At 63.2% G+C, this 13,688-nt stretch carries 14 protein-coding genes and 1 pseudogene; 9 read left to right on the top strand and 6 right to left on the bottom strand.

Annotated features, from left to right (window positions below; genetic code table 11):
• The 3 genes from MI302_RS02975 to MI302_RS02965 are packed head-to-tail and all read left to right on the top strand — an operon-like array spanning position 1 to position 2,339.
• Positions 1 to 363 (top strand): hypothetical protein, encoded by a 363-nt coding sequence (locus MI302_RS02975; RefSeq protein WP_019551057.1) that lies wholly within the window; start codon positions 1 to 3, stop codon positions 361 to 363.
• A complete protein-coding gene (locus MI302_RS02970; protein ID WP_239726155.1) occupies positions 360 to 1,043 on the top strand; it encodes a response regulator transcription factor in 684 nt (227 codons plus the stop codon). The genes MI302_RS02975 and MI302_RS02970 overlap by 4 nt, the downstream gene beginning before the upstream one ends.
• Before the next feature lie 9 nt (positions 1,044 to 1,052).
• Positions 1,053 to 2,339, top strand: a complete 1,287-nt coding sequence (locus MI302_RS02965) for a cell wall metabolism sensor histidine kinase WalK (RefSeq protein ID WP_019551059.1) — start codon at positions 1,053 to 1,055, stop codon at positions 2,337 to 2,339.
• A 10-nt stretch (positions 2,340 to 2,349) separates the two neighbouring features.
• Here MI302_RS02965 and MI302_RS02960 read toward each other — a convergent pair whose 3' ends face one another.
• Both MI302_RS02960 and MI302_RS02955 read right to left on the bottom strand, forming a co-directional pair.
• Positions 2,350 to 2,811, bottom strand: coding sequence for a hypothetical protein (locus tag MI302_RS02960; protein WP_038071460.1), 462 nt, complete (start codon positions 2,809 to 2,811; stop codon positions 2,350 to 2,352).
• 84 nt (positions 2,812 to 2,895) lie between these two features.
• Positions 2,896 to 4,116 carry an IS256-like element ISTth4 family transposase gene (locus MI302_RS02955; protein WP_239725337.1) on the bottom strand — a complete coding sequence of 407 codons (1,221 nt, stop codon included), beginning with the start codon at positions 4,114 to 4,116 and terminating at the stop codon, positions 2,896 to 2,898.
• 40 nt (positions 4,117 to 4,156) lie between these two features.
• On the opposite strand from MI302_RS02955, the gene MI302_RS02950 reads away from it, so the two are divergent.
• A complete protein-coding gene (locus MI302_RS02950) occupies positions 4,157 to 4,348 on the top strand; it encodes a hypothetical protein (RefSeq protein WP_370687358.1) in 192 nt (63 codons plus the stop codon).
• A gap of 20 nt (positions 4,349 to 4,368) precedes the next feature.
• Here MI302_RS02950 and guaB read toward each other — a convergent pair whose 3' ends face one another.
• Both guaB and MI302_RS12240 read right to left on the bottom strand, forming a co-directional pair.
• On the bottom strand, positions 4,369 to 5,853 hold the full coding sequence (gene guaB / locus MI302_RS02945) for an IMP dehydrogenase (RefSeq protein WP_239726153.1): 1,485 nt from the start codon (positions 5,851 to 5,853) through the stop codon (positions 4,369 to 4,371).
• A gap of 133 nt (positions 5,854 to 5,986) precedes the next feature.
• Positions 5,987 to 6,674: pseudogene (locus MI302_RS12240) on the bottom strand (transposase); the annotation flags it as partial.
• Positions 6,675 to 6,925: 251 nt separating this feature from the next.
• On the opposite strand from MI302_RS12240, the gene MI302_RS02930 reads away from it, so the two are divergent.
• The 5 genes from MI302_RS02930 (at position 6,926) to MI302_RS02910 (ending at position 10,955) form a co-directional block, all read left to right on the top strand.
• Positions 6,926 to 7,312: a transposase gene (locus tag MI302_RS02930; protein WP_239726495.1), complete on the top strand. Its 387-nt coding sequence runs from the start codon at positions 6,926 to 6,928 to the stop codon at positions 7,310 to 7,312.
• Positions 7,285 to 8,318, top strand: a protein-coding gene (locus MI302_RS02925) for an IS630-like element ISTth6 family transposase (RefSeq protein WP_239725401.1) whose coding sequence is annotated in 2 segments (ribosomal slippage) — positions 7,285 to 7,774 and positions 7,774 to 8,318 — 1,035 coding nt in all. Because the reading frame shifts where the segments join, the coding sequence is not laid out codon by codon here. The genes MI302_RS02930 and MI302_RS02925 overlap by 28 nt, the downstream gene beginning before the upstream one ends.
• Before the next feature lie 16 nt (positions 8,319 to 8,334).
• On the top strand, positions 8,335 to 8,712 hold the full coding sequence (locus tag MI302_RS02920) for a transposase (protein WP_239726152.1): 378 nt from the start codon (positions 8,335 to 8,337) through the stop codon (positions 8,710 to 8,712).
• A gap of 57 nt (positions 8,713 to 8,769) precedes the next feature.
• Positions 8,770 to 9,648 carry a hypothetical protein gene (locus MI302_RS02915; protein ID WP_126165135.1) on the top strand — a complete coding sequence of 293 codons (879 nt, stop codon included), beginning with the start codon at positions 8,770 to 8,772 and terminating at the stop codon, positions 9,646 to 9,648.
• 566 nt (positions 9,649 to 10,214) lie between these two features.
• Positions 10,215 to 10,955, top strand: a complete 741-nt coding sequence (locus tag MI302_RS02910) for an MFS transporter (protein WP_239726151.1) — start codon at positions 10,215 to 10,217, stop codon at positions 10,953 to 10,955.
• A 175-nt stretch (positions 10,956 to 11,130) separates the two neighbouring features.
• Here the strand turns inward: MI302_RS02910 and MI302_RS02905 are convergent, their stop codons facing one another.
• Together MI302_RS02905 and MI302_RS02900 are read right to left on the bottom strand one after the other, a co-directional pair.
• Positions 11,131 to 12,306: a tyrosine-type recombinase/integrase gene (locus MI302_RS02905; RefSeq protein WP_239726150.1), complete on the bottom strand. Its 1,176-nt coding sequence runs from the start codon at positions 12,304 to 12,306 to the stop codon at positions 11,131 to 11,133.
• 26 nt (positions 12,307 to 12,332) lie between these two features.
• Positions 12,333 to 13,307: a restriction endonuclease gene (locus tag MI302_RS02900; protein ID WP_239726149.1), complete on the bottom strand. Its 975-nt coding sequence runs from the start codon at positions 13,305 to 13,307 to the stop codon at positions 12,333 to 12,335.
• Positions 13,308 to 13,688 lie beyond the last annotated feature (381 nt).

Genomic DNA, 13,688 nt, shown 5'->3' with positions numbered 1-13,688 from the left:
ATGCGTCCCCTGGCCCTACTTCTCCTTTCCCTGGGGACGGTTTTGGCCGCCCTTCCTCCCCTCCTGGGGCCTGGCCTCCCCCCGGGCACGGAGCTAAGGCTTTTCTCCCAGGACCTGCGCATCTTGCACGGGGCTTGGCGGGTGGAGGGCAAAAGGCTGATCCCCCTCTCCGCCCCCATACCCCCCAAGCTGGGCCAGGAGGTACAGCTTCTTCTGGTGCTCCCGGGGGAGAAGCCCCGCACCTTCCCCGGGGTGGCCGACCGCGGGGATGTGGTCCTCCTGCAGGACAAGGAGCGGGTGAGCCTCCTTAGGCTCCTCAAGGAGGTTTATGGCCTCGCCCCTCCAGAAAGGCTCTGGCCATGAAGCGCATCCTGCTCATCGAGGACGACGCGGAGGTGGCCCGGCTGGTGGAGCTGGAGCTAAAGGAAGCGGGTTTCGCCGTGGAATGGGCCAAAAGCGGCATGGAAGGCCTGGTGAAGCACCGCGAACGGAAACCGGACCTGGTGATCCTGGACCTCGGCCTTCCGGACCTGGACGGGGCCGAGGTGGCCCGGCGCATCCGGGCCACCGACGATACCCCCATCCTGGTCCTCACCGCCCAGGACGCCGTGGAGCGCAAGGTGGGGCTTCTTTCCGACGGGGCCGACGACTACCTGGTGAAGCCCTTTCACCCCGCCGAGCTTTTGGCCCGCATCCAGGTGCAACTCCGCCACAAGGAGGGAAGCGAGGTCCTGAGCGTGGGACGCCTGGAGCTCTACCCCAAGAGGCGGCAGGTTTTCTTCGGGGAGAAGGAGGTGCGGCTTTCCCCCAAGGAGTTTGAACTCCTTCACCTGCTCATGAGCCGCCCGGGACGGGTGTTTCCCCGGCAGGAGATCGAGGAGAAGGTCTGGGGCAAATCCTTGGGCCGGGATTCCAACGTCCTGGACGTCCACGTGGCCAATCTCCGGGCCAAGCTCCGCGAGGCCGGGGCCTACGGCTACCTGCGCACGGTGCGGGGCCTAGGGTATGCGGTGCGCCCGGGAAGAGGCGAGGAGGAAACCTAGCCCGGACCCATGTCCTTCCGGCTTCGGCTTTCCCTGTCCTTCAGCCTCCTCTGGCTCCTCTTTTTGGTGGGAGCCCTGTACCTGGCGGGACAGGGAGTGGAGCGAGCCCTTAGAGGCCACCTCGAGGCCACCCTCCTGGAGGATGCCAAGCGGGCGGCGGAGGCTTACCGCAAGGGGCAGACGGGGACCCTCCTCACCACCGGGGGTGTCTACCTGCACCTCTATGCGGAGGATGGGGAGGCCCTGATCCTGACCCAGGAGGCCCACCGCCTTCCCCCTGAGGCCCTGAAGGAAGTGGGGAAGGTTCCCCGGGTCATCTGGCAGGGAGGTTTCGCCGCCGCTTTGGTGCGCACCCCCTTGGGCCTCCACCCTAGCCAACCTAGCCCCTTCGGGGCCCTTATCCTCGCCCTCACCCAGGACACCGCCCCCATAGACCTGGCGCAAAAGGCCTTGAGACAAGCCCTCCTCGAGGCCTTCTTCCTTCTTTTCCCCCTGGGCACGGCCTTGGTCTACCTCACCGCCCGCCTCACCGCCAGGCCCCTGGAGGAAGCCGCCAAGGAGATCGCCCGGCGTAACCCCGAGCGCCTGGACCCCGTTCCCCTCAACCTCCCCAAGGACGAGTTCGGCCGCATGGTGGAGGCGGTAAACAGCCTCCTCTTCGCCCTCAAGGAGGCCAAGGAGAAGGAACGGGCCTTTCTGGCCGAGGCCAGCCACGAGCTCAGGACCCCTCTCACCGTGCTTCTCGGCCACCTGGACCGGCTAGGGCGAAACCCCCAAGACCCCGAAGCTCTTGGGAGCGCCCGGGCCACCGCGGAGCGGATGCGCCGCCTGGTGGAGGACCTCCTCTCCCTGGCCCGGGGGGAGGCGGAGCGCACCTTAAACCCCCACATCGTGGATCTGAAGGCCTTAGCGGAGGAGGCCGCCCGGGAGTATGGGGTGGCCTTTCAGGGGGAGGCCCTGGAGGTCCTTGGGGACCCGGACCGGCTCTTGCAGATGCTCAGGAACCTGATCGCCAACGGGGTGCGGGCCGCGGGGAGGGAAGGGGTCTGGGTGCGCCTCAAGCGGGAAGGGGGAAACGCCCTCTTGGAGGTGGAGGACCATGGCCCGGGAATCCCTGAAGACCTCCTTCCCCGCCTCTTTGAGCGCTTCGCCCGGGGGCCCGGAGGAGGCACAGGCCTTGGCCTGGCCATCGCCCAGGCCATCGCCAGGGCCCACGGGGGAGAGATCACCGTGGAAAGCCAGCCCGGCCTGACCCTCTTCCGGGTGCGCCTGCCCCTTCTCGAGGAGGAGGCCTAGGGCCAAGGCATCAAGGGCCGGGTACCCGGTGGAAGGCGTTGAGGAAGAGGGGAAGGGCTTGGGCCCGGGCCTCCTGCTCCCTCAGGGCCTCCTCAAAGGCCAGGGGATCCCTGAGGAGATGGGGTAGCCTGAGCCAGCCCAGGTAGTACTCCCCTGCCTGCCCCGGGTAGGTAAGGCGGGCCTGCTCCTCGGGAAATAGCAGGGCCTCGAAGGCCAGGGGGGAGGCCCAAAAGGGGGCGTGGGCGGTGCGCTTGAGGAACTCCTTGAGCTTTAGGGGATTGCTGAAGAAGCCATAGCGCAGGCGCTCATCCAAGCTTTCCAGGCGGCCGAACCATCCCTTCTGGACCAGCTCCATGCGCTTAAGGCGAAGCCGGGCATACTGGGCCAGGGAAAGCACCTCCCGGGAAAGCCCCAGGGCCACCAGGAGCCTCGAGGCCACCACGTAGTCCTGGTACTCCCGGTAGGGGTCCACACGTCCAGGATGCCACGGGGAAAGGGGATAGGATGGTGGTATGGATCGCAAGGCATGGGTTATGCGGGCGGTGGAGGGGTCGTGTCAAGAGTTATGTGTAAGAGTCTGTGTACGGGGGGCATACCGCTCCTGAAGCATCTTCTCCAGCACCTCCTTCACCTCCGAGAACCCCTTTAGTTTCCGTTCTGCCCACCTCCCTTCCTGCCTCTCCGACTCCAGGTAAAGAAGCTTGTACACCGCCTCTTCCTTAGGAAACTTGTGGTCCCGCACCTTCGTCCCCCGCCGTAGCTCCCGGATAAACCGCTCCATCAGGTTGGTGCTCCGCAGGTACGGCCAAAGCACCTTGGGGTACCCGTAGAACCGCAGGAAGGCCCCCGAATCCTGTACCCAAAGCCCCACCACCCCCGGGTACCGCGAACCCCAGGCGGCCTTCACCTCCTCCAAGGCCCCAAGAGCTTCTTCCCGGCTCTCCGCCCCGTACACCCGCCTCAGGTCCTCCGCCAGCAGGGCCCGGTCCCGGGAGCGCACCTGGGACAGGCTCCACCGCACCCCGTGCACCACGCACCGCTGCCACTCCGCCTGAGGGTAGACCCTGCGGATCGCCTCGGGAAGCCCGGGCAGCCCGTCGGTGATGAAGAGCAATACCCGCCGCAGGCCCCGCTGCCAAAGCTCCCCCAGGACCCCCTCCCATCCCAGGGCGCTCTCCGTGGGCAACAGCCAAAACCCCAGGACCCGCCTCTCCCCATTAGGGGCGATGCCCAGGGCCACATACACGCTTTCCCGTACGATCCCTTCTCCTTCCCTGAAGACCTTTAGGGAAAGCCCGTCCAGGTAGACGAAGGCCATCTCCTCGGGCAAAGGCCGGGTGCGGAAGGCTCCTGCCGCCTCCAGGACCTCGTCCGTCAGGGCGCTCAGGGTCTCGTGGGAGTAGCGGTGGCCTAAGAGCAGGCTCAGTATCTCGGCCGCCTTGCGCTGACTGACCCCGGCGGCGTAAAGGGCTACCGCCACTTCCCCCACGTCCACCAGGCGGCGGACGTAGGGCTTAAGGAAAGCCGGGTAATACCGAGATTCCCGATCCCTAGGGACCTTCAGGTCCACCTGGCCAAAGGCGGTCTCCAGCTTGCGGGGGTAGTAGCCGTTCCTGCGGCCTCCGTGCACCTGCAAGAAGGCCGTCCGGTCCAGCTCCAGAACCGTCTGCAGAACCTCGGCTACTGTCTCCCGCACCGCTTCCCTCAGCAAGATCCGCAAGGTATCCTGGTCCACGGGGCACCTCCTCGTGCTAAGGTGTGCCCCCCTATTAAACACGGACCCTTACACATAAATCCTTACACGACCGGTGGAGGCTTTGCGCTTTGCCACCTTCAAGGAGATCCAGCGCTACCTGGACGAAGAGGGGGAAGCCTTCTCCAAAAAGGAGCTGGAGGATACCCTCAAGGCCCTGGTGCAGGAGGGAAAACTGGAGGAAAAGGACGGCACCTACCGCCTGGCCCGCAAGAAGGGGGGCGAGGAAGCCTTCGAGAAACTCTTCGGGGACTAGCCCAAAGAGGGTGGGGGGCCTTAGCGGGAGTAGTTGGGGGCCTCCTTGATGACCACCACGTCGTGGGGGTGGCTTTCGATGAGGCCCGCCATGGTCATGCGCACGAAGCGGGCTTTTTGCCGGAAGGTTTCTATATCCGGGGCCCCCACGTAACCCATGGCGCTCCTCAGGCCGCCCACGATCTGGTAGAGGACATCGGCCACGGGGCCCTTATAGGGCACCATGCCCTCGATGCCTTCGGGTACCAGCTTCTTGGCCTCGGTCTCCCCTCCCCTTCCGGGTTCCTGGAAGTAGCGGTCAGCGGAGCCCTGCTTCATGGCCCCCAAGGAGCCCATCCCCCGGTAGAGCTTGTAGCGGCGCCCGTCCTTCAGCACCTCCTCCCCCGGGGCCTCGTCGGTGCCCGCCAGCATGCTCCCCAGCATCACCGAATGGGCCCCCGCCGCCAGGGCCTTGGCCACATCGCCGGTGTACTTGATGCCTCCATCGGCGATGATGGGCACATCCAGGTCCATTACCCCCGCCACCGCCTCGAGGATGGCGGAGATCTGCGGCACCCCCACCCCGGTCACCACCCGGGTGGTGCAGATGGAGCCGGGGCCGATGCCCACCTTCACCGCATCCGCCCCCCGTTCCGCCAGGGCCCTTGCCCCTTCCCGGGTGGCCACGTTGCCGGCAATGACCTCCACCTTGTCGCCGAAAGTTTCCTTCAGGTAGGTGAGGGCCTCGAGGATCCCCTTGGAGTGGCCGTGGGCCGAGTCCAGGACCAAGACGTCCACCCCGGCTTCCACCAAGGCGGCGGCCCTTTCCGGAAGGTCCCGGCTCGCCCCCACCGCCGCCCCCACCAAAAGCCGGCCCAGGCGGTCCTTGGCGGCGTTGGGGTACTGCTTGCGCTTCACGATGTCCTTTAGGGTAAGAAGCCCCTTGAGCCTACCCGCCTCGTCCACCAGGGGAAGCTTCTCCACCTTGTGCTTGCGCAGGATCTCCTCCGCCTCCTCCAGGGTGGTGCCGGGAGGAGCGGTGATGAGGCGCTCCAAGGGGGTCATGACCTCGGTGACGGGCCGCTTCAGGTTGCGCTCAAAGCGCAGGTCGCGGTTGGTCACCAGGCCTAGAAGCTTCCCGTAAAGGTCCACCACGGGAAGCCCCCCGATGCGGTACTCCCGCATGAGGCGTTCGGCGTCCTCGAGGGTGGCGGTGGGAGGCAGGGTGACGGGATCCTGGATCATCCCCGCCTCCGAGCGCTTCACCCTGCGCACCATGCTGGCCTGGGCCTCGATGCTGAGGTTCTTGTGGATCACCCCAAGCCCCCCTTCCCGGGCCATGGCGATGGCCATCTCCGCCTCGGTCACCGTGTCCATGGCCGCGGAAAGGATGGGGATGTTGAGGTGAAGCTTCTTGGTGAGCCGCGTCCTCACCGAAACCTCCCGGGGTAGCACTTCCGAGTACCCGGGGAGGAGGAGAACGTCGTCAAAGGTGAGGCCTTCGTAGAGGATCTTACCCTCGTACATGTTCTTCAGGCTATATGCCCCCCTGACCTCCCGTCTAGGGCCAAGACCCCGAAGTCCACCCCACGCAAAAGTCCCACTCCTTAGGGGTCCGCTTTATCCGTTTATCCGGATACCCATACCTTCGTGTGCTACCTCATAGCTCCCCCCTAGCCATTTTCAAGAGCACCCGGCTACGGATGAGGTTGTGGACCAGCAGGATGAGGTTCACCCGGGCCACTAGACCCCAGTAGGACCGAACCTCTATCCGGTGAAGCCCCAAAGAGCGTACCATCACGCTAAACCGGGTCTCGATCCAGTTGCGTACCCTCCCCAACAAGCTACGCTGACGCGTGACCCACTCTCTCCACCCCGTCTCCACCACCTTTCCTCCCCTAAGCCGGTAGGAAGGTGTCTTGACCCCCTGGACCCAGCGGGTCACGCGTCAGCGTATCTTGTACCCCCGGTCACCAAGGACCGCGGGTAAACCCTCCAGAAGCTCCCCTGCCCAGGTCTCCCGGGCATTCCCGGGAAGAAGAGTCCAACGAAAGAAGAGGCCCCGCTCGTTCATCACCGGCACAAGGACGTACCCGCCAAAGGCTCCCAGGGGACCCACCCCCACCGCGGCCTCAGGAAGAGAGAGGCCGTGGATACGGTGGCCGTGGGCCAGGGGGATGGGCTTGAGGTCTACCACCTGGAGCAGGCTTTGTCCCCCGGAGAGCTTTAAGGCGAGGTGGGCCAGCAGCCCATGAGCCTTCTGGATGCTTCCCCGTCTAGGGGAACATCTTGCGGATCCGGTAGAAACGGGAGAGGTGGGGGAGGGAGGGGAAGTAAGCCTTCAGGGTACCCCCCTTTCGGATATTCACCTGCATATGCATTGACACGCCAACAAGGAAGGGGCTTGGATAAATGTGTGGGAACACCCAAGCCCCCTCCCAGCTTACCAGAACTCCCCGAGTGGCAACTGCGCACACTGATCCGCTCCCTCCAGGTCCCAGAACCTGGCCCCAAACCCGGTCGCCCCAGAACCTACACCCACACCCATCTCCTACGCATCCACGTCTACCGCGCCTTTATGGGCTGGTCCGTGGAACGCATGCTACGGGAACTCCGACGAGATCCCTCCCTGTGCCGGGCCCTGGGCCTGCCCGGCGTTCCCAGCCGGGCCACGGTAAGCGAGCGGAGTAAACACCTCCCCTGGCAGGCCCTTTGGCAAAGGCAAGGGGGGGAGAAGACCAAAAGAAGGGTCCTGGCCTTAGACGCCACCGCCCTGCCTGCTCAGGCCACGGACCCCGAAGCCCGTTGGGGGAGGGATTCCAAGGGGCAGTGGGTCTACGGGTATAAGCTCCACCTGCTTTTGGACCTGGACACGGGGGAGATCCTGGCCCACAAGATAGCCCCTACGGGGCTGACCTCCGTGACCCCGGCTAAGTGCCAACCCCTTATCATCTCAACATGGCGGCCCCACTTCGGATCCAGCTGACCCCTGAGGAGGACCGGCTCCTCCTGGAGCTCTCCCTGGACCCAAGGACCCACAAGAAGACCCGCCTGTGGGCCATGATGGTCCGCCTGGCGGCCGAGGGCTGGACCGCCCCAAAGATCGCCCAGCACTTCCACAAGGACCGCACCACGGTCTACCTCGTCCTCCGGCGCTTCGTGAGGGAGGGTCTCCAGGGCCTCGCCTACCGCAAACCCCCGGGAGCTCCCAGGAAGTTCACCCCCGAGATGGCCGCCTTCGTGGAGGAAAGGCTGGCCGAGGATAGGGTCTGGACCGCCCCGCAGCTTGCGGCAGCCCTAGCCGAGCGCTTCGGGGTCCGCCTGGCCCCCAAGGTGGTGGCCCGGCACCTGAGGGCCATGGGGTACGTGTGGCGACGGACGCGGTACGTGCCTCCGGGAAAGCCCACGGAGGAAGAGGTGAAGGCTTTCGCGGAGGAGGAAGAGGAAGCAAAAAGGGGGCGGAGGAGGGGGTGATGGAGGTGGGGTACCTGGATGAGAGCGGGTTTTCCCTGACCCTTCCCCCTACCTACGCCTGGGGTCGGAGGGGGGAGGCCAAGGGGGTGCCCCGGGCCTGGGGTTCCCGGGGGCGGGTGAACGTGGTGGGGCACTTGGTGCGGGGACGGGAGGGGGAGCGGCTTTTCTTTGCCCTTTTGGAGGGGCCGGTGCGGTGGGAGGTGGTGCGGGGGTATCTGGACCGGGTGGCCGAAGGTTTAGCCAAGCCCCTGAAGGTGTTCATGGACAACGCGCCCTTCCACCGGTCCCGGGAGGTGGAGGGGAGGAAGGAGGCGTGGCGGGAGCGGGGGCTTATGGTGGCCTACCTGCCGCGGTACAGCCCGCATCTGAACCCCATGGAGAGCGTCTGGCGGCGGGTGAAGGGGTTCCTGATGCCAAGGCGGCACTACGGGAGCGTGGAGGAGCTTAAGGAGGCGGTGGCGCAGGCCCTGAAAGCCCTGGGGGGTGTGGAGTTGAAAATCTTGGGGGAGGGTACTTAACCGGCACGATGGTCCGGTGGGCTGGGCTCTTGTGCGGGGGATAGCCTCTTGGGAAGGGGAAAAGCCCTCCCTGCTCCTTGGGGATTCTGCCTACGATGCCGAGGGGCTTTTTCAGGCTGCAGAGGAGAAGGGGCTTTTGCTCCTTTCTGGGCACAACCGGAGGCGGCTTCAGCGTGGGGCCTACCGTCGGTTGTACCGGCGGAGGTGGGAGGTGGAGACGGTGTTTGGTTTGTTGAAGGGCTCCTTAGGTTTGGCGGCTTGTTTGCGACGGGTGCGGGGCCTTAAGGCGGTTAGTCGGCAGGTGACGGCGGTGGTGACGGCCTTTTCCTTTGTGGCCCAAGTTCTAGCCCGGGAGGGCTTGCCTCCCACCTGGGTGGCCAGGGTGGCAGCGTGAAGGGCCTCGGAGTGAATAACCGAAAGGGGGGGTATCATTAAATAAGGAGGTTCAGATATGACGAGGGTTCTGGCTCTGCTGGTCATGACGCTTTCCATGCTGTTGTACGGGTGGGCAAACTCCATGTCTAGTGGGACGCCTGGCGGTCCGCAAGACAAGGGAGATTGGGTGGAGCTTGCTCCTGGAATGCGTTACCAGATAAAAGAGGGGGGAGTTAACCTAGAATACACCCCGCCCCTCTTTACAGAGGAAGGTGTGAAGCGATTTGAGACCTTTACCCGAGATCAGGCGGCTAGAGCTGCAAGTGAGGAAGAAAAGGAGTTTTGGAATGAACAGATAGCTTTTGTGAAGGAGCAGTATACCAATTGGGCCGACGAGGATCGAGTAGTCAAAATCTTAGAGTACGCCCTGTTGAGCCGCTTCCCCCTCCCCTTGACTGAAGGCGATCGTCAGGCGCTTCGAGTAAAATTGGGGGAGATAGTAAAGCAAATGAAGCAGGGCGTTAATCCCGGAAGCCTTCCGGAGCAGGAATTGCCTGCGCAGCTTAGGGCTCCAGGTGGGGGAATGATGGTCGGCCCAGAAAATTTCCACATTCTTGTTTCAAACCTTGAGCCACAAAGTTTTTTCCCCGCATGTAGCCTGGCGGCCTCTGCTATGCCTACTACCGCCTCACCTGGAGCCAAGGCCTATGCCACAGCGAGCTGTAGCACAAACTCAATCATCTGGGGGTCTGTGGAGACAAGGACCTCGGCGAGGGCTGGTAATGATTGGCCCCCACCCTGTTCCGATTCCGGATGGCCCTTCTCCCAATGCATGAGCGTAGCTTATGGCAACACAAATTGCCAAAGCTATGCCTGGGCAGGTTACTACTATCAGTGGCAAGACCTTAGGTATTATAGCGATAGGCGCTCCAGCTCTAACAGTAGCTGTAGATGAGCGGCTTCCAAGCTCTGCCTTCAGCTTGGCTTCTTTTCCAGGATCCCCCTTCCCAGGACCCCAGGAGACCTTTTCCCCTTTCCTGGCCGCCTGAGGTCCCTCCCCCTTTTCCGCAACCCCTTCAGGGAGGCCTCAGAAAGGTTCCTTATAGCCTGGTCGCTTTCCGGTGACCTCCTCCCACCCCTAAAGGGGCGGGCTTCCCCCTTCAGCGGGTGCTTTCCCGAAGGCAAACACCTCGTGGAAGCTTACGCGGATATGGGGAGAACTCCCCAAAATCCGCATGGCGGCTTCCCTCTCCAGGGGCTTCAGTTCGGACCGGTCCAGCCCTACGGCCTGATTGGGGCTCTGGCCAAGCCCCTTCCGCTTGGCTTCAAGGAAGGCCCTTCTCAGGTGCTCTTTCTTGGTCTTAGTGAAGTTCTACAGCTTGAGCTGGAGGATGGTGGGCTTTAAGGCCTTTCTCCGCTCCTTCGTTTGGCGGAGGCTCTCCTTGATGCGCTCAGCCTTGGTCATGCCCTCCACCACAGTATACCGTGCTGCCTTCCCATCCCTCCCCGGTGGGGGAGTCCATGTATCCCCGGTTTGAAAACCGGGGGATTATAGCTCCCCCACGCCCCCTCTTTTCTCTAAACGGGATAACCTTCTTGTTCTCCGCCCTGCTCATCCTTACCCTGCCGGCAAGCCTCCGGGTGGAACGGGAAAACACTCCCACCAGCCCCCTGGGCGATATTCGGGAGGGAACCCTCTGGTTGTGGCGGGATGGCCCCCTGCGCTACGCCCTGCTCCTAGGGCTTTCGGCCGCGGTGTCCGGGGCCCTGGTATTGGTGGGCACCGTGGGCTTGGTCCGGGGAAGGTTAGGGCTAGGCGAGTTGGAATACGGCTGGACCATGGCTGCCTTTGGCATCGGGGCTACCTTGGCTGCCTTGGTCATGGGCGCTTGGGAAAACCGCATCCCCCGCACCACCTTTGTCCTTCTGGGTGCCTTGGTTTCCAGCCTGGCGGTCCTACCCGCCGACTGGGCCTCCCTGCACCTGCTCCTTTTCGTCTGGGTTCTGGCCGGCGCGGGCCAAAACTGGGTTAACCTTCCCACACAAGCCCTGATCGCTGACCGGACCCCTGAGGCCCTCCAGGGGCGGGTTTACGGAGCCCACTTTGCCTGGAACCACCTCTGGTGGGTTCTGGTCTATCCCATTGCGGGATGGTTGGGAACCCACTTCCCTGATGAAGCCTTCCTCTACGGTGGTCTCGTGGCCCTTGGCCTTCTTTTGGGGGTGGAGCTTCTCTTTAAATCTTGGAAAAGGCCAAGGTAAAGGGTAGGCTTCATATCCCAGTAGACCCCCCAGCGAGCGCTTCCAACAAAAACCCCCCGGGAATCTCCCCGGGGGACCTGCTGTGGTGGGCGATGGTGGACTTGAACCACCGACCTCACGCTTATCAGCACTAAAAGGTCGAGAGGCAAACTAAAGCAAGCGTGACCGATTTCCCTTACTGGAGGGCCTTTTTTCGCCCAGCTTTGGAGGCGGATCGATCCCGTTTGTTGCGGTTCTGAAGGTGTAGCAAGGTGTCAAGGGGAAGGGCCGCTTCTTTGAGGTCTTCGTCCATAAGCTGCTGGTAGACCTGGAGGGTGAGCTTCACGTCTTTATGCCGCAGGCGGGCAGCCACCACCTTCGGCGGGAGGCCGGCCCGGAGGGCCAGGGAGGTGTACGTGTGCCGCAGGCCGTGAAGGTTGAGGGGGCTCACCCCTGCTTTGGCCTGAAGTTCCTGGAAGGTGCGCATCACGTTGCGGTACTGGAGGGGCGTCCCCCGGCGGGAGGGGAAGATGAGGCCGTGTTCCTCCCAATCATCCCCAGCCTGGGCCTTCTCCTCTTCGAGGCGGCCCTGCCAATCCGCCAAGAGGGCTTGCGTGCTGGGGTCTAGGTAAAGGTAGCCGTGGGAATTGGCCGTCTTGGGAGGTCCTAGCGTCCCGTCCCGGCGGAGGGTATGGCGCACCCAAAGGCGCTCCCCTTCCCAGTCCTCCCAGCGGAGGGCTAGGGCCTCCCCTATCCGCAGACCGGTGGCCAGCATAAGCCGGAAAAGGGTGTGAAGGCGGTGATCCTTGGAGGCCTCCAGGAACCTGGCCACTTCTTCCGGGGTCCAGGCCCGTGCCGGCCTTACCGCACCCCCTTCCGGTGGATCTACGGCGTCCATAGGGTTGGAAGGGATTAAATCGGTGCGGACGGCATCCCGTAGGGCGGCCCGAAGGAACTGGTAAATGTGGCGGCGGTGCGAAGGGGAAAAGTGGGCTAGATTAGCGAAAAAGGCCCGAAGCTGCAAGGAGGTTAGGCGTGGCAAGGGGATGCCCAGGAGGGGTTCCAGGTGGCCCATGTAGACCCGGTAGTTGCGGATAGTGGTGGGGCGAAGCCCTTTCCGCAACGCGCGTTCTTCTACCCAGTGAAGGAGCCAGTCCCCCAGCTTCAATCCAGATGGATCCGGTACGGTGCCGGTCCACGCTTTGGGAAGGAGGCGGGCTAGCTTCTCAGCCACTTCCTGGCGGGTACGGCCATAGACCCACTTTTTGCGCTGGCGGCCGTCCGGGGTGTACCCGAGGGTCACGAAGCCGGCCCAGCGGCCGTCCTTGCGCTGGAAGATGGAGCCTTCTCCCCTGCCTCGTTTACGCTTCATAGGCGGCTTTTGCTCAAAAACCTCTGTCAGTTCCAATCAGAAAGCCAGACCTTCAGCCGGCTATCTGCATCTGGCTTGATGAGGTAGTAAGTGCTGAAGGCTTTGTTGAGCACTTCCTTGGGGGGCCTGTCTTGGCAAACCAGGGTTTGCTGCCACTTCTTGCTGACGTAGACTTCGGCCATGTCGGGCAGGGCTTCCACGGCGGTGATCCGCATGGGTTCAAGCTCTTCGGTCCGAAGCACGCACCCCCGGCTCTGGCGTTCCCGGATGAAGGGGAGAACCTTCCGTTCCAGGAAGTCTGCGAAGGCCCACTCGTAGAGGGGGGCCCAGTCGTTGGTGCTCAAGGCGTAGCGATAGGCTGAGTCGTACCCTTTCGCCACGGCCTCGGGTGAGGAGACCGGGCGTTTGGCCTTTTGGGGCGAAGACCCCTGCGTCAAAAGGAAGAGGAAACCGAGGACTATCAGGATGGCGATGCCCACGTAAAGTGTTTCCTTCCGGGTTTGGGCAAGCCAGTTTTTGAAGTGGATTGCGAGGCCATCCCAAAATCCCGGAGACTTTGGCGCTTCCCAAAGACCGAGCTTGCGCATGGCGGCCTCGGAGGAAGCCGCCTGGTATAGAAGCCTCAACTCCTCGGGTCCCCAGGTCAGCACCCCTAGGGCTTCGGCGTTTTCCAGCGCCGGCTTGGTGAACCCCGAGGGGCAGATGAGGATGCCCTTGTGGGTCCTGTGGAGGTCTTTGGCCGCATGGGTCAGCCTCACCAGGTTGGCATCTGCGGGCGTGGAAAGGTTTTTGCACTGGATGAGGTAGCGCTTGCCCTGGGGGCTTATGGCTTCCACGTCAAGGCCGTTGTCCGGGGCGTTGGTCTGGCTTGGGCGGGAGGCCTTCCACCCGGGCAGGCGGGCGAAGAGGGCCTGGACCACCACCTCAAGAAGCTCCCCCCTATCCGCCTGGACCAAATAGGCCGGGTCCTCAAGCAGTTTTAGCAGCGGATCGGGCCTCATTTGACTTCGTGGGAAAGACCCCCCTATGAGCCAAGATTCAGTCAAGGTGCCTATTGTTTCTGGGCGTTCCATTCAAGGTAAACGCTCACCATGTTCTGGTTGGAAGGGCACTGGCTCGTGAGGGGGCTGATGGTTTTGCCGATGAAGTAAGTGCCTTGTATCCGACCTTCAAAAGCGATTGAAATGACGGAGTTTCCAGACTGGGAGCTAAATACCATGTTGCCGTTTATGGTGCCGTCCTGTCTTATTTGCGCGGTCACGTCTCCGTAAGCGGCGGGTTGCCCGGGGGTATAAGCTCGGACGGTGCCCGACACATTTGAGCCGCTTTGGTTGAGGGAGAATCTTAACTCCCCTGTGTTTATCGGGTCTTCAGGGCAATCT

The organism is Thermus sp. NEB1569 (genome assembly GCF_022385295.1).
Lineage (GTDB): Bacteria > Deinococcota > Deinococci > Deinococcales > Thermaceae > Thermus > Thermus scotoductus.
The sequence above is the reverse complement of the archived record's forward strand: the minus strand, read 5'-3'. Positions and strand labels throughout refer to the sequence as shown.